This window comes from Tenacibaculum sp. 190130A14a, from assembly GCF_964048965.1.
In the GTDB taxonomy this organism is placed as follows: domain Bacteria; phylum Bacteroidota; class Bacteroidia; order Flavobacteriales; family Flavobacteriaceae; genus Polaribacter; species Polaribacter polynesiense.
Map to the genome: position 1 here is coordinate 1,959,343 of NZ_OZ040189.1, position 23,345 is coordinate 1,982,687.

A 23,345-nucleotide genomic window follows, 5' to 3' on the forward strand; every position below is an offset into this window, starting at 1 on the left:
ATTAGTTGCGTTTTATAAGTAGGTTTTTGGTGATTAACCTTTCACTTTATTTTTGAATTTATCAAACTTACTTTCCTCTTGTTTAGGCCAGCTATTGTTTGATGTATCAGTATCAGCAGTTTCTAAATCTGGATCAACTACGATACTCTTAATTTCTTTATCAGAAGAGAATACTCTGTAAACTTTATTCTCATCTTTTCTCCAAATTTGAGCAGGGAATGTTTCACGCTTTTTAGAACCGTCAGCATAAGTTAATTCAACGATAATAGGCATTACTAAACCTCCTGGCTTTTCAAACTCAACTTGGTACATGTACTTAGGTAACTTTTTAAGGTTAGCCTTTTTATCAGCAGGTAAACCATTAATGTAAGCTTCAACCTCAGAACTATTAGCATCGTCTTTATTTGTAGTTAAGAAAATTAATTTTCCTAAGCTTGCAAAGTAAGAAGGATATTGCTCTTGTAACTTTTTAGTTCTTTCATTTGGCTTATCTGTTAAGTACAATGGTTTAACTTCTTTAATACCAATATCAGTATAATCAGTAGTGTAGAACCATCCTCTCCAGAACCAATCTAAATCCATACCTGAAGCATCTTCCATTGTTCTAAAGAAATCAGCTGGAGTTGGGTGTTTGAACATCCATCTTTTAGAGTAAGTTCTAAATGCATAATCGAATAACTCAGGTCCCATAATTGTTTGACGTAACATGTATAAACCAGCAGCTGGTTTTGTATATGCATTTGGACCAAAGTTGTGTACATAGTCTCCTTGTGACATAATTGGAGATAAGTTCTCTTGGTCGATGCTCATATAACGTACAATATCTTTTGGTAAATTACCTGTATTAAAGTTTGGATCATAATCCAATTCTGCTAAAATCTCAACAAAAGAATTTAATCCTTCATCCATCCATGTCCATTGACGTTCATCAGAGTTTACAATCATAGGGAAGAAGTTATGTCCAACCTCATGTGTAATTACTCCAATCATTCCATTCTTTACTCTATCAGAATATGTTCCATCAGGATTTGGACGACCATAGTTAAAGCAAATCATTGGATATTCCATTCCTTGACGCTTAGCGTGTACAGACACTGCTTTTGGGTAAGGATAGTCAAAAGTCATTTTAGAATACTCTTCTAAAGTATTTGCAACAACTCTTGTAGAATGCTCTTCCCATAATGGATTTCCTTCTTTAGGATATAATGAAACGGCCATAATGTCTTTACCGTTAATTTTTACTGCCATAGCATCCCAAATGTATTTTCTTGAAGATGCAAAAGCGAAATCACGAACATTATTAGCTTTAAAGTGCCAAGTTTTTGACTTGTTAGTTCCTTCTTTCTCGTTAGCTTCAGCTTCAGCTTGAGTAACGATAAATACTGGATCTTTGTACGACTTTCTTGCTTTTTCAAAACGCTTACGTTGTTCTTTTGTTAAAACATCTTTTTCGTTTTGTAAAGAACCTGTAGCATCTAAAATATGATCTGCTGGGACTGTGATTTTTACATCATAATCTCCGAATTCTAAAGCCCATTCACTACGACCCCAGAATTGCATATTTTGCCACCCCTCAACATTATTATAAACAGCTAAACGAGGAAAGAACTGAGCAATTGTATATGCTTTTGTTCCATCTTTAAATAATTCAAAACCTGAACGTCCTCCATCGTCAACTGAATTGTTAATTAAGTAGTTCCATTTAATTTTGAATTTAAATGTACCTCCTGAAGCTAAAGGTTTTGGTAAGTTAATACGCATCATTGTACGGTTGATCGTATAAGATAAATCTCTACCATCTGCATATTTTACAGCTTCGATTTTATAACCAAAGTCTTTTGGTTTACCCATGTTATCATCAACAAATTTTGATGGGGTTTGCCATCCACTAGCACCTTTAGATTCAGCTAAAGGAGTCTTAGAATCTGGAGCACGCATATTTTGATCTAATTGTACCCATAAGTATTCTAATTGATCTTTAGAGTTATTGTGGTATGTAATTGTCTCATCTCCATATAATTTGTTATTCGCTTCATCTAAACGAATATCCATTATATAGTCAACCTTTTGTTGCGTGTATTGATGACCAGGTGCACCCGATGCCGTTCTTTGATCGTTAGGTGTTGGTAATACGTCTTTTAATTGACGAAATTTATTTTGGTCGATATGACCTTTTTGCGGTTCTTTTTTTGGTGCTTCCTGTGCAAATACCGATGCGGAAACAAAAAGAGCAGAAAATAATAATGAAGTATACTTTCTCATTTCTTGTTTGATGTTGAATTTGATTAAATTATCGGGGAATTTACAGAAATATTAAATGTAATGATGTGTTAAGGTTAAAATTTTAACAAACCTTTATCATTTTTTTTGTCGAGAAATAAGCTTTTTCTCTCATTGTTAATTTTTGCTTTGACCAGATTTTGTTGATCAGGGAAATGTGCAACCAAAATATCATTCTGAATTTCAATACTTTTAACTGATTCAATATTGTTAATTTCTAAATAGAAATAGATAATATTTCCATCATATTCTTTTCCAATGTATTTGTAGTTTTCTTCTTTACCATTGATTTGAACCTTAAAATGTGCTTGTAAATATTTCTGAAAATAAGTATCAACGTTTTTGGGTTCCTGTTTAGAGGCCAATTGTAAATCTAAATGATAGTCTTTATTTAGGGCTAATTCAAAATCATCCATAAAAACATTCATAATCATTTGAACAGATTTATTTTTACTATCGTGTTCGATTTCTGTTAATGCCAAGTAGTATTTATGAACAGAAAAGGATAATAAAGGAATTATGAAGAGTAAAGAAAAATATTTTTTCATGTTTAATAGCGTACCAATTATTGCGCCAAATTACTCTTTTTCTATGATTTTAAGGTAATTTACATGTTCATTTCTAAAAATATTAATCACTTTTAAAACTTCTCGGTTCTGATAGAAATTTTCAATATTTAAAGGGTTGCAGTATTCCAAGAAATGATAATAACGCTCTACTGGTATCTTAAGTTCAGTAAAAAAGAATTCTTCGCCAAGTTCACTTAATAATTTAGCAGGCATATTTTCTTTGAACTCAAGCTCTTTTCTTAAGGCTTTCATTGCGCTGGTGTTTTTTAGAGGAATAAAGGTTGTGGTACCAACACCCTCAAAATCTCTAGTTGGATCTGTTTTTACTATTTTATGCCTCAATCTGCTATCATTATAATCGTAATTGTTGGTATAGTCAATGGATTTGATGTTTAGTTTTTCCTGTATTTCTTTTTGTCTAGTATCGTGTTTTACTTTTTTTACATCCTTACTTATATCACCAGAAAGTTCATTGTTTCTAACCAATATTTCTTCCAATTCATAGTCTTGCTTTTCCAAGGTTACCCTTTTTCTATAAGTATTAAAGTGTTTTTTGGTTAATTCAACAAAAATGGTTTTGTAACCTATAGAAGTAAATCTTAAAGTATCTGTTGGTCTTGCAAAAATTCGATATTCACCATTTTCATCAGTAAAAGTGGCTGTATTATTAGAAAAGTTAACAATATGGGCATTTTCAAGCACGCCATTTTTGTCATAAACTATACCAAAAAGAGTTTTTCTTTCTTCTTGAGCGTATATGATCGAACCTAAAAAAATAAATAAAAAAAATAATCGAGTCTTCATAATAAAACAAAATTCGGTTACTCCTAAATTTACGATTTTTATTCGAATTTTTACTTATAATCTTTAGGATTTAACTTTTTAAATTCTAAAGATTTATCTTTTAATGAATTGATAATAACTACTTCGCTTAATTGGAGGTTTGTATAAAAGTTTTCATCGGACAAACAGAAATAAATGAAACGATATAAATCACTTTCATTAATTTTTAAGTCGGTAATGATATAATTTGAAAAAGTACTTTTGAGATAAGTTACTCGTTGTTCAAGTCGTTCATGTTGTAAGCCTTTTTCTAACTTTTTGATTCTACCAGAGATAGAATTTAAAATATAGTCAACAGAAACAATTGCTCCGAAACCTATTAAAAAAGGAAAGTCTCCACCTTTAGCTGTATACAATTTTCTTTCAGCAGGGGTGAGCTTTTTAGAACCTGCATAAGGTAATTTTAAAGTTTCGGCATTTATTTCTTTTTCTTTCTTTACTAGTTTACTGTCTGAGGTTAAATTTCCTAATAAATTATTTCTTTTAACTTCAACCTCGTCTAAATCAATAGCAACTTTTTGCAAAGAAATGTTGTTCTTTTCAATTCCAAAATTTGATTTTTGAACAATGAAACTTATTGTTTTATATCCTACAGAAGATATTTTTAATGAATCGTTTTCTTTTGATAAAATTCTAAACTCTCCATTGTCATTAGAAAAGGTACCTTGACCAGTTTGTAAATTAATAATGTGTGCATTTACTACTGGACCAATTTTATCATTGATTTCGGCATACATATATTTTCTATGTTCTTGACTATATAGTTTTGAAGCACATAAAAGAATGATTATGTATATAAATGCTTTATTCATTTTCTTTATTTATTATGAGCAAGTATTTTTTGCTTTCACGACGCAATATATTAATTACATCGAGAACTTTATTTTCTTTATACAAGCCTTCAATATTAAATGAATTACAAAACTCTAAGAAATGATAATAATTATCTTTAGGAATTTTGAGTTCATTAAAGAAAAAATAACTACCAAATTCAGAAAGTAACATTTTAGGAAAGTTTTCTTTATAATTGATTTCTTTTCGTTGTTTTCTTAGTTCTAGAGCATATTTATCAAGGCCTCCTATAGTGGTTCCTACTCCAGCAAACTTTGCAGTTGGATCTGTTAATTTTCTTGCATCAGGAGCTTTTTTTCTGCTAAAATCATCAATTACTTTAATTGTTGGTTGTTTAAAATCAATATTTGAAAAATCTAAAGCGCCTTTCGATTTTACGATGGCAATATCTTCTGGGGTTTGTTCCATGTCTTTCGAAAGAATTCCTAGAAAATTATGTTTTTTTACTTCCACTTCATCCAAAGCAATAGAACTTTTAGTAAGTTCAATATTGTTTGTTTGCATTCCAAAATGAATTGGTTTAACAATTAATGTTTCTGTTTTAAATCCAACATACGATATACTTAAAGAATCTTGTACTTTAGCTAATATTCTAAAGTTTCCAGTATCATTGCTAAAGGCACCTTGTCCTGTTTTTAAGTTAATAATATGTGCATTAGCAATTACGACAGATTTTGTTTTTAAGGTGCCATAAAAGTATTTTCTTTTTTCTTGAGCCTTCAATAATATAGGTATTAGAATAAGTAGTAGTAAGTAATGTTTTTTCACAGCTATCTTTTAATGGTTTCTAAATACGCTACACTTTGGTCTTCAAGATGTTTTAGGAGTTCCAATATATTTTTCTCAGTAATAAACCTCTGAATTTTACCAATATTACAATAATCTATAAATTGATAAATACTATCTTTTGGAATATTTAACTCATCAATGAAATATTGTTTGTTTACTTCTGTAAAGAGCCTTTTATAAAAACGATCTCTACTTTTTAATTTGTTTATTTTAATTTTTTGTTCAAGTTTTTTCTTGGAAGTAAATAGAGAACCACTAAATAATGTAGCTCCATTAGCAATAGGACTAGTGTTTACAATTGGTGCTTTAGCTCTGTCAATCTCGTCAATCTTTTCAATAACTGGTGTAGAGTAATCAATATTCATAATGCCCTCCATTAAACTCGTCATCATATCATCTATTCGATCTTTAGGAACCTTTTTAATATCGATGGCCAGTGAACCTGTTAAATTGTGTTTCTTTACAACTACTTCATCCAATACTTCGGTTTGTTTTTCTAAAAAAAACTTATTTTCACTAAGTCCGAAATTTGTATGTTCTAAGATTGTCTTTTTTGTTTGATATCCAACAAAAGAAAATTGTAAACTGTCTTTTTCTTGAGCAAAGATTCTAAACTCACCATTATCATTAGTAAAAGTTCCTTGGTTGGTATGTATATTTATAACATGTACATTGGCTAATGGACCAACAGAATCAATTACTTGTCCATAAAAAATTGGTCTTTTGTTTTGAGCACTGATCGAAGTGGCGATAAGAATGAAAATAAGAAGGTATAGTTTTTTAATCATAGAACTTATTCAGTTATATGACAAATTAACTATAGAAGTGTCTTAAAAATGTTTTAAGGCCTTGGTAATTTTTTGTTAAAAAGGTTTTTAGGAACTAAAGTTTTCTAATTGTTCTATAATTTTCTGATATACAAATTGATAATATTCATGATACTTTGGAAGTAGCACATTATCCAGTTCCTTGGTGTTTATTATGGTATTTAAAGGAAAGAGTTTTAACTGATCAACTTCTTCTTCTTGGATAATTAAATTATCGATATTTTCTGTTAATTCAGAAATATATACATGATGAAACTCATTGTCTATTATTCCGTTTGAATGATTGACCATATGTTTTCTTGTTCCAATTTTATGGAGATTTTCAGAAGCAACTTTAAAACCAATTTCTTCGTAAACTTCTCTAAGAGCAGCTACGTCAATTTTTTCTCCAGCTGCCACATGTCCTGCTACTGAAATATCCCACAATCCAGGAAATACTTTTTTGGTTAAGGCTCTTTTTTGCAATAATATTTGTTGATTTTTAGTGTATAACCAAACATGTACAGTAGGGTGAAAGTATCCCAATTGGTGTGCTTCGGATTTTAAGCAAGTTTTCCCTGTATAATTTCCGTTTTCATCAACAATGTCAATTAACTCATCCATAAGAATTAAAAATCCCGCATATAGCGGGATGATTAGATTATTTGAAATAAGAGAAATCTTCTCCGTTTTCTATTTTTAATAAACTTTCGTAAATCATTTTAATAACGTTTTCCACATCTTCTCTGTGTACCATTTCAACCGTGGTATGCATATAACGAAGAGGTAAAGAAATCAATGCAGAAGCAACACCACCATTGCTATAAGCAAAAGCATCTGTATCAGTTCCGGTTGCTCTGGATAAAGCAGAACGTTGGAAAGGAATTTCGTTTTCTTCTGCAGCATCAATAATTAAATCACGTAACTTTTGTTGTACTGCAGGAGCATAAGCAACTACAGGTCCTTTGCCTAACTCTAAATGCCCTTCTTTTTTCTTATCAATCATTGGAGTTGTTGTATCGTGTGTTACGTCCGTAACAATAGCAACATTTGGTTTGATTGTTTCCGTTATCATTTCTGCTCCTCGTAATCCAATTTCCTCTTGTACAGAGTTGGTTACATAAAGTCCGAATGGTAATTTTTTACCATTCTCGTGTAATAAACGAGCAACTTCAGCAATCATAAAACCCCCCATTCGATTGTCTAAAGCACGACAAACGAATTTATCTTCGTTTAAAATATGAAATTCATCTGGGTATGTAATAACACATCCAACATGTACCCCTAGTTTTTCTACTTCTTCTTTTGTAGCACAACCAACATCAATAAAGATATTGTCTGGTTTTGGAGCTTCTTCTTTAGCTCTATTACGTGTGTGTATAGCAGGCCATCCGAAAACACCTTTTACAATACCGTTTTTGGTATGAATATTTACAATTTTACTAGGTGCTATTTGGTGGTCACTTCCTCCATTACGAATAACATAAATCAAACCGTTGTCGGAAATATAGTTTACATACCAAGAAATTTCGTCTGCATGCCCTTCAATAACAACTTTATATTTTGCATCTGGATTGATAACTCCCACAGCAGAGCCATAAGTATCAGTAATGAACTCATCTACATATGGTTTTAAATAGTCCATCCAAATTTTTTGACCTTCCCATTCATAACCTGTAGGAGCGGCATTGTTTAAGTACTTTTCTAAAAAGTCGATTGACTTTTTATTTAAAATTGATTCTTTAGCCATAAGTATTTTTGAATTATGTTAGTATTAACTCCAAAACTTTCGTTTTTCGTTTAATTCTTCTAGTTCTTTAATTTCTTGTTTAGTAAGTACCTTTAAGAAAGAAGGATGTTGTTCAATTGCATATTCAATTTTTTCAACAATATCATCAATTGATTCATTGTCATAATCAATATCTAAAGGATCTTTAATAACCATAGATTGTAAAACATTACGTTTTTTAATCTGTAAACCTTTCTTATCAAAAGAACGCCTAAAACCATCAATAACAATAGGAACAACAACTGGTTTATAGGTTTTGATAATATGTGCTGTTCCGCGGCGTATTGGCTTAAAAGCCGTAGTTGTTCCTTGTGGGAAGGTAATTACCCAACCATCATTTAAGGCTTTACCAATATTTGAAATATCAGATAATTTTACCTGTCTGTTAACATTTTTACCAGCACTACGCCATGTTCTATCAATAGAAACTGAACCAGTGTAAGCAAAAATTTTAGGTAATAATCCAGAGCGCATTGTTTCTCCAGCGGCAACATAATATACATTTAACTTTGGTTGCCATATATAACCGATGTTCCTGATATTATCAACTCTTCCCTTAAGAGCTGCATTAAAAACATGAAACATTGCTGCAACATCAGCAAAATAAGTTTGATGATTAGAAATGAATAAAACATTTTGATCGGGTAATTGACGTATGATTTCTGAACCTTCTATTTGAAGTTCATTAAATCGGCGATATCTTCCGTGAGAAATAATTCCCAAAATACGGATTAACCACTTCTTTACCCATAAAATATGTCCGAAAGGATTCCTTTTTAATAAAGGCATTATTTATTGGTTTTTATTAGTCGAAACGCTAAATTACAAAAGAATTGTATAATAGACTTTATTTTAATAAATCTTTAATTTCTGATAACATCATAGCTGTAGCTCCCCAAACAATGTAATTGTTTAATTTAAAGCATGGTACATCAATATTGTTCATGTATGAAGTACTCATGTTTTTTGAAGTTAAATTTTGATCGTTTAACAAATCACTTACTAAAACTTCAATAACCGTTGCTACCTCATTATTAGGAATAAAAGTTGGAGCTTCATGAGTAACTCCGATAAATGGAGCTACCAAAAAATTGCTAGGAGGGATGTATGCTTCTGAAAGTTGACGAATAACTTCAATATTGTCAGATTTAACGCCCACTTCTTCAAAAGTTTCTCTTAAAGCAGTTTCTGTAAGGTTTTGATCTATTTGATCATATTTACCTCCTGGAAAGCTTATTTGAGCAGAATGAGTTCCGTTATAACTTGCTCGCTCTGTTAATAAGAATCTAGTATGATTGTTATTATCAGGATAAAACAAAGCTAAGACCGCTGCGTTTCTAGGGTTTTTATTTTTAATGATTTCTTCAGAATACTTTAAACGCATTTTAGGTGCCATTTTAAACTGTGAGTTAAGGCCTCCTAAAGGTTTGGTTTTGAGTAGTTCAATTTGATTGGTAAAATCAGAAAAAATCATTTGTTTTTTGTATTTTGAACAAACATATCATTTTCATAATAAATAAGTCAAGAATTTTGGCGTGAATTTTGATTTTAAGAGATAAAAACAATCTAACATACATGAATACAGAAAATAAATATCAAAAATTAGCTTTAAGCTTAGTGTTTGATGCTTTCGGTTACGTCTCATACCTAGTTCCTGGGTTAGGAGAATTAACCGATATTATTTGGGCACCAGCATCGGCCTATTTAATGACAAAAATGTACAAGGGAAATAAAGGTAAAATAGCTGGAGCTGTTGCTTTTATTGAAGAAGCAATGCCAGGATTAGATGTAATTCCGACATTTACCTTAATGTGGTTATTTACTTATGTGTTTTCGTCAGCTAAAGAAGAAAAGAAAACAATTGAAGTATAATAAAAAGAGAGATAAAGAAAAAAGGCTATCATTATGATAGCCTTTTTTATGTATTTATTTTAGAAATTATCTTTTGATAAATTTCTTAGTAAACGAACGTTGGTTGTCATTAATTTCAATAATGTACATTCCAGAATTTAAATCTTGAACATCAATACTTCTTTCAAACTTTCCTTGTTTTACAGTTTGTCCGATGTAATTGATAATTTTATAATTAACATCTCTGTTATCTCTTAACTTAAATGCGATATAATTTGTTGTTGGGTTTGGATAAACTTCTGTACTAAAGATAGGCTCTTCGTTACCTAATTCACCTTCAATCTCAACTCCAGCTAAAGGATTTATTAAGCGAGTAGAACTGCCAATGTTCACTGTATAGTCTTCAACTTCTCCATAAGAGAATGTTTCACAAGCTGTAGGAGCTCCATTCCACTTCATAGAAACACGCATTCTAGTAGTTCCAGTTAATGCATTTGAAGGTACTGTAAAGTTATAAGAAAGGTTTCCTGCACTAGAAGAAGATCCACTAACTACCTGTTCAGATGATTCAAATGTTCCATTTTGGTTAAAGTCAATCCATACTCTCCAGTTTTCAGTGTATGATGATCCTGCAAAACCAGCACTTACAACTATAGTGTTACTACCTACGGATATATTAGCAACTTGAGAGGTAAAGTTTCCATAACCTCCATTAGCTCCAGTAGCATTAGAAATACCTCCTATGGCAACGTTGTCAATATATTCATAGTTTACATTGGTTCCTTTAGAATCACAATAAGTAAGATTGTTTGATTTGGTTGTTACACCAACAACATTACTTGCTACAGAAAGATTTCCAGCAGCGTCAATTGCTTTTATAGAGAATGTATAGTTTGTTGCAGCAGTTAATCCACTTACAGCATAATTAGTAGTAGTTACTGTTGCTAATTTTGTTGTTCCTTGGAATATTTCGTATCCAGTTACTGCAATATTATCAGTTGATGCTGTCCAAGATAAATCTGCTGAAGTTTGAGTGACATTTGATGCTACTAAACTAGAAGGAGCAGTTGGTGCTTGTGTATCTGCAGCAGCCTTTGTTGTTACACCAATTGTATTACTTGCTGTAGAAACATTTCCAGCAGCATCAATAGCTTTAACTGAGAATGTGTAGTTAGTTGAAGCCGTTAATCCAGTTACTGAATGATTTGTTGTAGTTACTGTAGTGATCTTTGTACTTCCTTGGAATACTTCGTATCCAGTTACACCTATATTATCTGTAGAAGCTGTCCATGCTAAGTCAGCAGAAGTTTCTGTAACGTTAGAAACAACTAAACTAGATGGTGCTGTAGGAGCTTGCGTATCAGGAGCAGCTAAAGTAGTAATGAAAACTTTATTACTTAATGCTGAAAGATTACCTGCAGCGTCTAATGCTTTAATAGAGTAATTATAAGCTGTTTCAACGTCTAATCCAGTTACAGCGTAGTTGGTAGTTGTAACGGTAGCTACTTTTGCATCATTTTGATATACCTCATATCCTGTTACTGCTACGTTATCAGTAGAAGCAGTCCAAGCTAAGTTCACAGATGTTTGAGTAATATTTGAAGCAACTAAACTAGTTGGAGCAGTAGGCGCTTGTGTATCTGCAGTACTTCCTCCATCGATAGTATGTGCTCCTAATCCAGTAAATGTGTTGCTAGCTAAAGCATCCCATTCTGATGTAGCATAAGTGGTGTTTGGAGAAGAAACAGATGATTTTCTTTGTAATGTTTGATCCTTACCAAAGTTTGCACTGCTACTTGGGTTTCCTACCACATCAATTAAACTACTTCCTTTAAATAATGCAACAGCATCATTACCATTAAAGTTCATTACTGAACTATTGGTTAATTGAGCTTTATTTTTAAGTTCAGTTGAAGCACTAGTATGCGCAATTACGTATACTTGTCCGTTTGCTAAAGTACCACTTAAAGCTAAAGTATTAGACCAAGTTCCTCCACCATTTGTTGCTTTTTTAACTGAGTAATCAGCTAAATTTACTGATGCTCCAGTAAAGTTTGCAATTTCAATAGCTTTATTATAAGAAGATCCTTCAACATATTCAGAAATTAATAATTCTGTAGCTGTTCCGCTTCCTCCAGACCCTCCTGAAGTAGTTGTTACGTTCACAGTATTACTAGCAGCAGAAACATTTCCAGCAGCGTCGAAAGCTTTTACAGTAAAAGCATATGAAGTTCCGGCAGTTAAACTTGAAACAGTAAAGTTTGTACTTGTTGTATTACCAACTTGCGTACTTCCATTAAAGATGTTGTATCCAGCAACAGCAGTATTATCAGTAGAAGCTGACCAAGCTAAATCAACAGAAGTTTGTTGAATATTTGAAGCTACTAAAGCAGATGGGGTTGTTGGAGCTTGCGTATCTGTTGATCCTCCACCATTGTTAAATAAATTTTCTGCTTGAGGACCTCCCCAAATTTGAGTTGCAAACGCTGGGTTGTCTACAAAAGGATTACGGTTACCTTGCATTTGTTCCAATACAGGGTTACGTTGTTTTTCAATATCAGAAACAGGATCTTCTGCGTTCCATTGTAAGAATAAGTTAATCATGTTTGGATCTGTAGCTACAGTACTACCAACTCCAACTCCTGTAGGTAAAGATTGGTTACCATAACGTAAGTACATATACATCATCATACGAGCAACATCACCTTTCCATTCATCACCTGGGTACCAGTTTCCTTGAGCTGTAATTCCTGAATTACCTGAACCAGTTTCAAATTTACGGTTACTACGAGATGAGTTTCTTTGAGCATCACATGGACGTAAGTTGTGTGCATCAGCTCCAGGACCAGTAGTTCCTAGATTTGGACTAGCTAAAGATTTAGAATATACGTGTTCACGATTCCATACTCCAGAACCACTTCCATGGTTATCCTTTCCTCGAGTTCGATCGTTCGTAATGTCTGAGTCTGAATCATTCCAACCGTAAATTAAAACAACTTTAGTATTGTCGGTAGGATCGATATCTGTTTGTTTTAAAGCATTCCATACATCTGGAGTATATGTAAGAATAGTTGTATGAGTGCTAATAATTTTGGTAGCTAGTTCGTCTTTTAAAGCAGATCCGGTAAGGTTCATGTTTACATCATTGTAATATGTTGGAACCTGGGAAAATGCCGAAAATGACAATGCCAGCATGAAAAAATAGGGTAGTAGATTTTTCATTTATTTGATATTAAGTTAATTACAAAAAACGAGGCAAATTAACAGTTTTTTAACAAGTTGCAATGTTATGTAAAGGTTAAGAAATTGTAAATTATAAAAATGTTATTAACAATCTTTTAAGTTAAAAGGTGTTTTTTATTCAAAAAAAACAAAAAACCTTATCAATCTGATAAGGTTTTTATGAAATATGTAAAATAAATGTATTCTCTATTTCTTGATGAATTTTTGTGTAAGGGATTTTTGTCCATCATTGATTTGAACCAAGTAAATTCCTGATTCTAAATTGCTAATGTTAATGTTTGTATCCGTACTTCCACTCTTAACTAGCTGACCAATAGTATTTGTTATTTGATAGCTAGCCTTTCTACGATCTTGAAACTGTATATTTATGAAATTAGAAGCTGGATTAGGATACACTGAAGCTTTGAAAATTGGCTTTTCATTTCCTAGTTCTGCTTCCGCTAAAATGTTTTTAGTTCCTCTCGATGATGTACCAATATTTACGGTATAATCTTCTACTTCTCCATATGAAAATGTTTCGCATGCTGTTGCTGTTGCGTTCCATTTCATAGAAACACGCATTCTAGTTTTACCTATTTTTGCAGTAGTTGGTACAGTAAAAGTGTAAGAAAGATTTGCAGCGCTAGAAGAAGAACCACTGGCTACTAATTCGTTACTTTCAAAAGTTCCATTTTGATTATAATCAATCCAAACTCTCCAAAATTCCGTATATGATGATCCTGAAAAACCTGCACTTACAATAATATTATTTGTTCCGAAAGGTAGGTTACCTGTTAATGAAGTAAAATCTCCATATCCTGAGTTGGCTCCGGTAGTATTTGAAATTCCTCCAATAACAACATTATCTATATATTCATAACTAGCATTGTTTCCTTTAGAAGAACAATAATTTAATACAACTGATTTGGTTGTTACACCTAAAGTAGTACTTGAAGCAGAAATATTTCCTGCTGCGTCTTTTGCTTTTATGGAAAATGTATAGTTAGTACTAGCGGTTAATCCAGTAACACCATAGTTAGCAGAAGTAACAGAAGCTATTTTTGTATTTCCTTGATATACGTCGTATCCAGTAACTCCTACATTGTCAGTAGAAGCAGTCCAATTCAAATCTACAGAAGTAGTTGTTACATTGGCAACAGTTAAGTTTGCAGGAACAGATGGAGCAGAAGTGTCAGTATTAGATTTAGTGGTAATTCCAAGATTACTACTTGACGTTGATATATTTCCAGCTGCATCTTTTGATTTTATAGAGAACGTATAGTTCGTACTAGCTGTTAATCCTGTTACATTATAATTAGTTGAAGTAACTGAAGTAATTTTAGTACTTCCTTGATACACATCATATCCAGTAACTCCTACGTTATCTGTTGAAGCTGTCCAAGATAAGTTAACAGAAGTTTGTGTTATATTAGTTCCAGCTAGATTAGTTGGTGTGGTAGGAGCTTGGGTATCTGAAACCGCACCATCAATTGAATGAGAACCTAACCCCGAGAAAGTGTCTTTAGCTAAAACATTCCATTCACTGCTATTGTAAGTGTTACTTGGTTGATTTATAGAAGACTTTCTCTGTAAAGTTTTGTCTTTAGCAAAATTTGAAGAACTAGTAGGATTTCCAATAGCATCAAGTAAAGTACTACCTTTAAACAACCCAACAGCATCATTTCCGTTAAAAGATAAGACGTTAGTATCTGTTCTTTGCGCTTTGTTTTTCAATGTTGAAGAGGCACTTGAATGAGCTATAACATATACCTGACCATTTGCTAAAGATCCACTTAAAGTAAGCGTACTAGACCAGTTACCTCCGTTAGTAGCCTTTCTTAATGAATAATTAGCTAAGTTTACGGTAGCGCCTGTAAAGTTTGCTATTTCAATTGCTTTATTGTTAGATGAACCTTCTACATACTCTGAAATTAATAATTCCGTTGCATTTCCTCCTCCAGAGCTTCCTCCTGAAGTTGTAGTAACATTTACAGTATTACTAGATACTGATGTATTTCCAGCTGCATCTTTAGCTTTTACAGAAAATGTATATGCCGTTGAAGCAGTTAAACCAGTTACTTGGTAGTTTGTTGCAGTTACCGTTGCTATTTTAGTACTTCCATTAAAAACTTCGTATCCTGTAATACCAACATTGTCGGTAGCTGCTAACCAAGATAAACTTACTGAAGTGCTTGTTGTGTTAGAAGTTGTTAAGTTACTTGGTGCAGTTGGTGCTTGAGTGTCAGATGAACCACCACCATTTCCAAACAAATCTTCTGCTTGTGGACCTCCCCAGATTTTAGTAGCAAATGCAGGGTTGTCTATAAATGGGTTACGGTTTCCTTGTAATCCTTGAATAATAGGGTTACGTTGTTTTTCAAAATCAGAAACAGGATCTTCTGCATTCCATTGTAATAATAAATCAATCATGTTACTATCAGAAGCGTTTGTTGTACCAATAGTTACATTAGAAGGTAAACATTGGTTACCATAACGTAAATATACATACATCATCATACGAGCAACATCTCCTTTCCACTCATCACCTGGATACCATCCACCAGCTACATCTCCTGCATTTCCAGAACCAGCAGCGAATTTTTTACTGCTTCTTTGTGAGTTAAAAGAAATATCAGCAGGTCTAAGATGATGCACATCGGCACCTGGTCCTGATGTACCTAAGTTAGGGTTACCTAATGATTTAGGGTATACATGCTCTCTGTTCCATTGTGATCCAGCACTACCACCATTATTATCTTTTCCTCTAGTTCTATCGGTAACATAATTTCCATCCGTATCGCTATAACCATATATTAGAACAACTTTATTATTATTCGTTGGATCTAAATCTGTTTGTTTTAAAGCGTCCCATACACCTGGTGTGTAGGATAGATTAGTAGTATGCGTACTTGTTATTTTAGTAGCTAAGGCATCTTTTAAGGAAGTACCTGTTAAATTCAAATTCACATCATTGTAATACGTAGGAATTTGAGAAAATACTGATAAACTTGTAATCAGTAAAATGAAGGGTAATAATTTTCTCATAAATATTGAGTTATGTTAAAAAAATAGGTGGGGGCGCGCAAAGGAACAAATATAATTTACGCTATGTGTTACCAGAAGGTTAACAAAGAGTTAAGTATAAAGAAGAGGTTTTGGTCTGATTGTTTCCTTTATTTTATGTAAATTTGCGGGCTAAATTCAGAGATTGATTATGAAAGTATCATACAACTGGTTGAAACAGTTTTTACAAATAGATTGGGAAGCAGAGAAAACAGGAGAATTGCTGACCGATTTAGGACTTGAAGTAGAAGGAATAGAGAAAGTTGAAAGTATCAAAGGAAGCTTACAAGGAGTGGTTGTAGGAGAAGTTTTAACTTGTGTTAAGCATCCAAATGCAGACAAGTTAAAAGTAACTACTGTGAATTTAGGAGGAGAATCTCCTGTACAAATTGTTTGTGGTGCTCCAAACGTAGATGCTGGTCAAAAAGTTCCTGTAGCAACTATTGGAACGATGTTGTATGATGAGAAAGGAGAAGGATTTAAGATCAAAAAAGGAAAGATTAGAGGAGAAGAAAGCCACGGAATGATCTGTGCTGAGGATGAATTAGGCTTAGGCAAAGGACATGATGGTATTATGATTTTAGATAATTCTTTAGTACCTGGTACACCTTGTTCTGAGGTTTTTAATATAGAGATTGATTATGTTTTTGAAATTGGATTAACACCCAATCGTGCAGATGCTATGAGCCATTTTGGTGTAGCAAGGGATTTACGTGCTGGTTTGATTCAACAAGGAACTAACTTAGAGTTAATATCTCCATCGGTTTCTGATTTTCACGTAGATGAGCGTACACATAAAATTGATATAGAAGTAGACGATAAAGATTTAGTACCTCGTTATTGTGGAATTACCATTACAGATGTTGAAGTAAAAGAATCTCCAGAATGGATTCAAAATAGATTGAAAGCAATTGGTTTAGCCCCAAAGAATAATATTGTAGATATCACAAATTATGTTTTACATGAATTAGGGCAACCATTGCATGCTTTTGATGCTTCAAAAATTAAAGGAAATAAAGTAGTTGTTAAAACTTTAGAAGAAGGAACTAAATTTGTTACTCTAGACGAGGTTGAAAGAGAGTTGTCTTCTGAAGATATTATGATTTGCGATGCTGATGATAATCCATTATGTATTGGTGGTGTATTTGGAGGATTAAAATCGGGAGTTACAGAACATACTACATCAATCTTCTTAGAAAGCGCATATTTTAACCCAGTTTCTGTTCGTAAAACAGCGAAAAGATATGGTTTAAATACTGATGCTTCTTTCCGATTTGAAAGAGGTATTGATATTAATTTAACGAAGTATGCCTTAAAACGTGCCGCTTTGTTAATTGAAGAATATGCAGGAGGAAAAATGTCTTCAGATATTTTGGATTTTTATCCAGAGAAAGTAGAAGATTTCCAAGTTTTTTTATCATATGAAAACGCTTATAGATTAATAGGTCAAGAAATTCCGAAAGAAACAATTAAAAATATTTTAGCTTCTTTAGAAATTAAAATTAATAGTGAAACTGCTGGTGGATTAGGTTTAACAATACCTTCTTATAGAGTAGATGTTCAAAGAGAAGCAGATATTATTGAAGAAATTTTACGTGTTTACGGATACAATAATATTGAGTTTTCTCATAAATTAAATACATCTATTTCATTTGATAGCAATACAGATGTTCAAATAGAAAACATAATAGCAAATCAATTAACCTCATTAGGGTTCAATGAAACAATGGCTAACTCTTTAACAAAAGCTGATTATGTTGCATTATCTGAGAATTTAAAAGAGGAACATAATGTAGAGATGCTAAACCCATTAAGTAATGACTTAAAGGTAATGCGTCAATCTTTATTGTTTAGTGGATTGGAAAGTGTTGCTTATAACATTAATAGAAAGAACAATGCGCTTAAACTTTATGAGTTTGGAAAAACATATCATAAATATGAAAGCAGTTATCAAGAAGATAAACATTTAACGTTATTTGTAACAGGTAATAGAGTTAAAGATAGTTGGAAAGTTACCAGTCAAGCTTCTGATTTCTTTTATTTGAAAGGAATTATTACAGGAATGTTAGAGCGTTTAGGTATTTCTGGAATAAAGACCTCACCAGTTAAATCTGATATCTTTTCAGAAGGAGTAACATTAAGTCTTGGAAAGATAAAGTTAGTTGAATTTGGAGTAGTTAAAAGAGCTATTTTAAAGGAGTTTTCAATAAAACAAGAAGTATTATTTGCTGATTTTAATTGGCAAAATATTTTAGGTTTAGTTGGAAAAAAGAAAATCAAAGTATCTGATTTACCTAAGTTTCCTGCTGTAAAGAGAGATTTAGCTTTATTATTAGATAATAAAGTAGCGTTTAAAGAGCTTTATAATTTAGCATTCCAATCTGAAAGAAAATTGTTAAAGGATGTAGACCTGTTTGATGTCTATGAAGGTGATAAATTACCAGAAGGCAAGAAGTCTTATGCTGTTAGTTTTGTTTTGCAAGATGAAAATAAAACATTGGCAGATAAGCAAATAGATAAAATCATGCAAAAATTGCAGCAAACATTCGAAAAGAATTTAAATGCTGTTTTAAGATAATCCATAAGCTCCAATTGTATTGGGGCTTTTTTTAAATTTTTAAATTAAATTAACGTGTTAAAAAAAGAAAAATTAATCATAGTCTTAGTATTGTTATGCTTTTCATTAAAGGCGCAAGATAAAAGTGAAAAAGAATTAGAAAGTCAAATAGATTCGATAGGACTAAAAATAGATGAAACACTCACAAACTTAGATAAAAGTTATGTGAATCAACTATATGATATACAGGCGTTATCGGAATTATTTTTGGTAGAGTCGAAAAATAAACGAATTCAAAAGTTCAATAAAGAGTTTTATACTGGATTTAGAGAAAATTTCGATTTTGGAAACATTTTATTGAGAGAAATAGAAGCGGGAGCATCTTATGATTATTTAGGATATGAGAAAAGTGATGATGGAGGATATAAGTTGTTGTTTCGATTGTATGGAGAAGGGTTGAATTATCATAAACACATACTTAAATATATAAATGGAGAATTTAAAATAGTAGATACATACATAGCTTTATCTGGTGAGAATATAAGTGATTCTTTTGGTTCTATTTACAAAGGAGTATTATTTAAAAGTGGATTATTTCCAAAGTTAGGCAAGCAGAATGGAAAAGGCACACTAACGGATTTGTTCATAATTCAGAAAATAAAGAAACTACAAGCTGAAGGAAAGTTTGAAGAAGCTTATGAGTTGTTTGGTACTTTGAGTGATGAAGGAAAAAACAAGAAGATTTATAAGATTGTTAATCTTATGATAGCTGCAGAGTTAAATGATGAAGATAAATACCTAGATGCTATAAAGAGTTACGAAGATCAATTTCCTAATGATGTAAGTTTATATCTAGTTTCTATAGATGGTTATATTCTAAAAAAGAAGTATGATAAAGCGCTAGAGACAATAAATAATTTGGACAAAGCGGTTGGAGGAGATTCTTTTTTAAACTTTATGAAAGGAAATATTTATTATCTTAAAAAGAATTATGAATTATCGGAAAAGTTGTTTTTAGAAACTACAGAAGAATATCCTTCATTTTTTGAAGCTTTTGATAGTTTATTGTCAGTTTACATTGAAACTGATAAAACTCAAGAAGCATTGGGAATTTTAGATGTTATGATTAAGGAATTTGAATTAACAAAAGAGTTACTAGGCTCTTTGGTAGAAGAAAACTTTCCAAATTTTTCAAAAAAGGAGGAAGTAATAGAATGGTTAAAACAAAAGTAATATGTATAAAATTATTGTTCGTCCGATTTTCTTTTTATTTGATCCAGAGAAGATCCATTATTTTACATTTTCGTTAGTTAAGTTTCTATCAAAAATTCCTTTTGTATCGGCTTTGTTTAGAAGTATGTATCAGGTAAATGATAAGCGCTTAGAACGTACATTGTTTGGATTAACGTTTAAAAATCCTGTTGGTTTGGCTGCTGGTTTTGATAAAAATGCTGTTTTATATAATGAGCTTGCAGATTTTGGTTTTGGGTTTATAGAAATTGGAACTGTAACACCAAAAGGGCAAATAGGGAATCCTAAAAAAAGATTGTTTCGATTGAAGGATGATAAAGGAATTATCAATAGAATGGGGTTTAACAATGAAGGACTTGAAGCGGCAATTGAACAATTAAAAAAGAATAAAGGAAAGCTTATAATTGGTGGTAATATTGGAAAGAATACTTTAACCAAACCAGAAAATTATACAGAAGATTATGTGGCTTGTTTTAAAGGCTTACATCCTCATGTAGATTATTTTGTGCTAAATGTGAGCTGCCCTAATGTAAGTAGTCATGCAAAATTGGAAGATGCCGATTATTTAAAGGAGCTTATCACGGAAGTTCAAGCATTAAACAATCAAGAAGAAACACCCAAACCAATTTTATTAAAAATTGCACCAGACTTGAATAATCAACAGTTAGATGAAATTATAACGTTAGTTGCTGATACAAAAATTGACGGAGTGATAGCATCGAATACTTCAGTAAACAGAGAAGGGTTAAAAGTTTCTGATAAACGATTACAAGAAATTGGGAATGGTGGTTTGAGTGGGCAACCTGTTAAAGAGAGAAGTACACGTGTCATAAAGTATTTAGCAGATCATTCTAATAAATCTTTTCCAATTATAGGAGTAGGAGGTATTCATTCTGAAAAAGATGCTTTAGAGAAGCTAAAAGCAGGTGCAGATTTAGTACAAATATATACAGGGTTTATTTATGAAGGACCAAGCTTGGTAAAAAGAATCAATAAGGCTATTTTAGCAGAAAACTAAACAATGATAGAAACCCTTCTTTCTTTCGTATTTGCAACCGCTACGTTAGCAATATCGCCTGGTCCTGATAATATTTTTGTTTTGACACAAAGTATAGTTAATGGCAAAAAGTATGGATTAGCTACAGTAGCTGGTTTAATGACCGGTTGTATTATTCATACTACTTTAGTGGCTTTTGGAGTATCGGAAATTATTAAGCAAAATCCTAGTTTGTTTTTCATTATTAAACTGTTAGGTGCTGGATATTTATTGTATTTAGCATTTCAAGTGTATAAAAGTGATGCTAAAATTGCTTTTTCAACAGAAGGAGTCGAAAAAAAATCAACGTTTCAATTATTTAAGACTGGTTTTTGGATGAATGTGTTAAACCCCAAGGTTACTATTTTCTTTTTGGCTTTTTTCCCTCAGTTTTTATTTTCTAAGAGCATTTCGAATGTACTTCAATTTTATGTTTTAGGAGGTCTTTTTATTCTTACATCTTTTGTTATTTTTTCATCAATAGCACTGTTAGCAGGATCAATTTCAACATATATAAAACAAAATGCTCAGATAGGAGTATATCTTAAGTGGGCTCAAATTGTTGTGTTTGTTGGTATAGCAGCACTTATTTTAATATAAGAGAAAAAAAATTATATTTGACCTGCCAAACTTAAATTATGAAAAAACTATTGCTAATTTTTCTCCTATTCAACGCTACATTTATTTATTCTCAAAAACTGAAATTACCACAAGGTTGGAGTTTGATTTCTCTCAAAGGCAAACCAGCTTACATTAATTTAAAAACAGGTAAGGTAACTAGGGAGTTGCCAAAGAAAGTTAAGGAAGCTATTGTTTTTGAAGATGATGATGAGGATGAAATTTTTGACCCTACGTTAAGTCATGTTGTTAAAAGAGGGGAAACAATTACTTCAATAGCAAAGAAATATGATATTAGTGTAAAAGATATCAAGTTATTAAACAATGCTAAAGTATTAAAAGCAATGACCGTCGGTAAAGAAATTATAGTTGGTTATGCTCATAATATGGAAGAAAAGAAAGAGTTTTTAAAAGGTGATATTAGTGTTTTGAAACATGAGCACTAGCTTTAAATCCAATTTTTCTTGATTAGTAAATTTTCTATATGTGCGTAATGGTGATTACAATGCCATGCGTATATTCCAATATTCTCTTTTAAACTAACTTTTTCATTACCTTCTGGGTGAATAAAGAATTGATTTAATTGGGTATCTGATAAGTTTTTGAGTAAATACACCCATTTAGCATGTAATGACTTTAAATGGTCTATAGATAGGTGAATAGGTGCCATATAGTCTGTCAATTCAGCCCAACGATCTTCATAATAAGCTTTAATTACTGGTTGATCCTCGGTCAATGTCCATTTAAATCTTGTATATGAATTGTGATGACTATCTGCACAATGATGAATTACTTGCCTAATAGTCCATCCATCTTTTCTATAAGGAGTGTTTAATTGTTCCTCAGATAAATTTGTTACTAGATTGCTTAGTCTTGAAGGAAAGTTCTTTAATACATCAATCCATTGATTAAGATGGACTGATGTAATTATATTTGGAATATCTGGTTTACCAATAGGATATTTTAATTCATCCATTTATTCCTTTTCTTTTTGTGTTAATCTTTTTATAGCTCTTTTAGAACTTCGATTCTCAGGATTAATAGCCAATGCTTTTTTGTAGTATGCAATTGCTTGAACAGTGTCTTCTTTTCTTAAGTAAGCATCTCCCATACTATCATAGGTGTTTGAACTTTTAGGATATAAAGTGATATTGATATTAAAAACATTCATAGCTTTTTCATATTCCTTATTTCTAAGGTATTTATAACCTAATCTATTTAAAGCACGTTCGCGAATAACCGGATTTAAACTATCTTTCTCTTTAATTCTTTTGTAACCTTCTAACGCTTTTTCATAATTGTCTTCTGCTAAATATTCACTCGGTGTTTTTTCACCTTCTTTTAACTTTTGAAATACATACTTAGCGTCTTTATGTTCTCGTTTTTCTGCAAGTTTAATTAGGTTGTTGTGTATGTCGAATAAAAGTTTCTCATTCAATTCACGTACATAAAATGAAGTATCATTTACCTTTAGAGGAGTTAAATTTTGATTCCTCCATTTTAATAATAGTTCTTTGTTTTCAAAATGTACCTCAATTACTTCGTCTGCGTTGAAATAGTATCGACCCGATACTTGATTGATAAAATCATCAGAGTTCTTTTTAGAAGAACAGCTAGCAAAAAGTAAGACGCTTAATAAAGAAAAGATATAAAGTTTAGCTTTCATAGTGTATGGCATAGTTTATTATATGACGATATAAAAATAAAATAGTTACAGGAAAAAATAAAATAAGCTTGGCATAAGAATTGACCTAATTGTAGAAGAAAACAAAGTGAATGCTTTTAAACTTAGTGTTTATAAGCTATTTATAACTAAAGA

Annotated in this window: 20 protein-coding genes; 6 read left to right on the forward strand and 14 right to left on the reverse strand. The window is 31.8% G+C overall.

The window, feature by feature from the left end:
* Window positions 1-33 precede the first annotated feature (33 nt).
* From ABNT22_RS09395 to ABNT22_RS09440, 10 genes are all read right to left on the reverse strand, one after another.
* Window positions 34-2,262, reverse strand: coding sequence for a M1 family metallopeptidase (locus ABNT22_RS09395; RefSeq protein ID WP_348717268.1), 2,229 nt, complete (start codon window positions 2,260-2,262; stop codon window positions 34-36).
* A gap of 74 nt (window positions 2,263-2,336) precedes the next feature.
* Window positions 2,337-2,828 carry a DUF6702 family protein gene (locus ABNT22_RS09400; RefSeq protein WP_348717266.1) on the reverse strand — a complete coding sequence of 164 codons (492 nt, stop codon included), beginning with the start codon at window positions 2,826-2,828 and terminating at the stop codon, window positions 2,337-2,339.
* Between the two features lie 30 nt (window positions 2,829-2,858).
* The gene (locus tag ABNT22_RS09405) at window positions 2,859-3,653 is read right to left on the reverse strand and encodes a carboxypeptidase-like regulatory domain-containing protein (RefSeq protein ID WP_348717265.1); all 795 of its coding nucleotides are present in this window, start codon (window positions 3,651-3,653) and stop codon (window positions 2,859-2,861) included.
* A gap of 50 nt (window positions 3,654-3,703) precedes the next feature.
* Window positions 3,704-4,504, reverse strand: coding sequence for a carboxypeptidase-like regulatory domain-containing protein (locus ABNT22_RS09410; RefSeq protein ID WP_348717263.1), 801 nt, complete (start codon window positions 4,502-4,504; stop codon window positions 3,704-3,706).
* Window positions 4,497-5,312, reverse strand: a complete 816-nt coding sequence (locus tag ABNT22_RS09415; RefSeq protein WP_348717261.1) for a carboxypeptidase-like regulatory domain-containing protein — start codon at window positions 5,310-5,312, stop codon at window positions 4,497-4,499. Before ABNT22_RS09415 ends, ABNT22_RS09410 begins: the two co-directional genes overlap by 8 nt.
* 2 nt (window positions 5,313-5,314) lie before the next feature.
* Window positions 5,315-6,121: a carboxypeptidase-like regulatory domain-containing protein gene (locus ABNT22_RS09420; protein ID WP_348717259.1), complete on the reverse strand. Its 807-nt coding sequence runs from the start codon at window positions 6,119-6,121 to the stop codon at window positions 5,315-5,317.
* Between the two features lie 87 nt (window positions 6,122-6,208).
* Window positions 6,209-6,763 carry an NUDIX hydrolase gene (locus tag ABNT22_RS09425; RefSeq protein WP_348717257.1) on the reverse strand — a complete coding sequence of 185 codons (555 nt, stop codon included), beginning with the start codon at window positions 6,761-6,763 and terminating at the stop codon, window positions 6,209-6,211.
* 37 nt (window positions 6,764-6,800) lie between these two features.
* A complete protein-coding gene (locus ABNT22_RS09430; protein WP_348717256.1) occupies window positions 6,801-7,889 on the reverse strand; it encodes a M42 family metallopeptidase in 1,089 nt (362 codons plus the stop codon).
* 24 nt (window positions 7,890-7,913) lie between these two features.
* Complete coding sequence (locus ABNT22_RS09435; RefSeq protein ID WP_348717254.1) at window positions 7,914-8,717, reverse strand: lysophospholipid acyltransferase family protein; 804 nt, start codon at window positions 8,715-8,717, stop codon at window positions 7,914-7,916.
* A gap of 58 nt (window positions 8,718-8,775) precedes the next feature.
* Window positions 8,776-9,402 (reverse strand): CoA pyrophosphatase, encoded by a 627-nt coding sequence (locus tag ABNT22_RS09440; protein ID WP_348717252.1) that lies wholly within the window; start codon window positions 9,400-9,402, stop codon window positions 8,776-8,778.
* Between the two features lie 101 nt (window positions 9,403-9,503).
* Here ABNT22_RS09440 and ABNT22_RS09445 point away from each other — a divergent pair, with 101 nt between their 5' ends.
* Entirely contained in the window at window positions 9,504-9,800 is a 297-nt protein-coding gene (locus ABNT22_RS09445) for a hypothetical protein (protein ID WP_348717250.1), read from the forward strand.
* Window positions 9,801-9,866: 66 nt separating this feature from the next.
* Here the strand turns inward: ABNT22_RS09445 and ABNT22_RS09450 are convergent, their stop codons facing one another.
* Both ABNT22_RS09450 and ABNT22_RS09455 read right to left on the reverse strand, forming a co-directional pair.
* Complete coding sequence (locus ABNT22_RS09450; protein ID WP_348717248.1) at window positions 9,867-13,001, reverse strand: fibronectin type III domain-containing protein; 3,135 nt, start codon at window positions 12,999-13,001, stop codon at window positions 9,867-9,869.
* Window positions 13,002-13,208: 207 nt separating this feature from the next.
* Window positions 13,209-16,046 carry an endonuclease gene (locus ABNT22_RS09455; RefSeq protein ID WP_348717247.1) on the reverse strand — a complete coding sequence of 946 codons (2,838 nt, stop codon included), beginning with the start codon at window positions 16,044-16,046 and terminating at the stop codon, window positions 13,209-13,211.
* Window positions 16,047-16,215: 169 nt separating this feature from the next.
* Between ABNT22_RS09455 and pheT the strand changes: the two genes are divergently transcribed.
* The 5 genes from pheT to ABNT22_RS09480 are packed head-to-tail and all read left to right on the forward strand — an operon-like array spanning window position 16,216 to window position 21,972.
* Window positions 16,216-18,642 (forward strand): phenylalanine--tRNA ligase subunit beta, encoded by a 2,427-nt coding sequence (gene pheT / locus ABNT22_RS09460; protein ID WP_348717246.1) that lies wholly within the window; start codon window positions 16,216-16,218, stop codon window positions 18,640-18,642.
* A 54-nt stretch (window positions 18,643-18,696) separates the two neighbouring features.
* Complete coding sequence (locus tag ABNT22_RS09465) at window positions 18,697-19,854, forward strand: hypothetical protein (RefSeq protein WP_348717244.1); 1,158 nt, start codon at window positions 18,697-18,699, stop codon at window positions 19,852-19,854.
* Between the two features lies 1 nt (window position 19,855).
* The gene (locus tag ABNT22_RS09470; protein WP_348717242.1) at window positions 19,856-20,890 is read left to right on the forward strand and encodes a quinone-dependent dihydroorotate dehydrogenase; all 1,035 of its coding nucleotides are present in this window, start codon (window positions 19,856-19,858) and stop codon (window positions 20,888-20,890) included.
* Between the two features lie 3 nt (window positions 20,891-20,893).
* Complete coding sequence (locus ABNT22_RS09475; protein ID WP_348717240.1) at window positions 20,894-21,508, forward strand: LysE family translocator; 615 nt, start codon at window positions 20,894-20,896, stop codon at window positions 21,506-21,508.
* Between the two features lie 38 nt (window positions 21,509-21,546).
* Window positions 21,547-21,972 (forward strand): LysM domain-containing protein, encoded by a 426-nt coding sequence (locus ABNT22_RS09480; protein WP_348717238.1) that lies wholly within the window; start codon window positions 21,547-21,549, stop codon window positions 21,970-21,972.
* A 2-nt stretch (window positions 21,973-21,974) separates the two neighbouring features.
* On the opposite strand, the gene ABNT22_RS09485 is transcribed toward ABNT22_RS09480, so the two are convergent.
* Together ABNT22_RS09485 and ABNT22_RS09490 are read right to left on the reverse strand one after the other, a co-directional pair.
* Complete coding sequence (locus ABNT22_RS09485) at window positions 21,975-22,502, reverse strand: YfiT family bacillithiol transferase (RefSeq protein ID WP_348717236.1); 528 nt, start codon at window positions 22,500-22,502, stop codon at window positions 21,975-21,977.
* Entirely contained in the window at window positions 22,503-23,192 is a 690-nt protein-coding gene (locus ABNT22_RS09490; RefSeq protein WP_348717234.1) for a tetratricopeptide repeat protein, read from the reverse strand.
* Window positions 23,193-23,345: the final 153 nt, after the last annotated feature.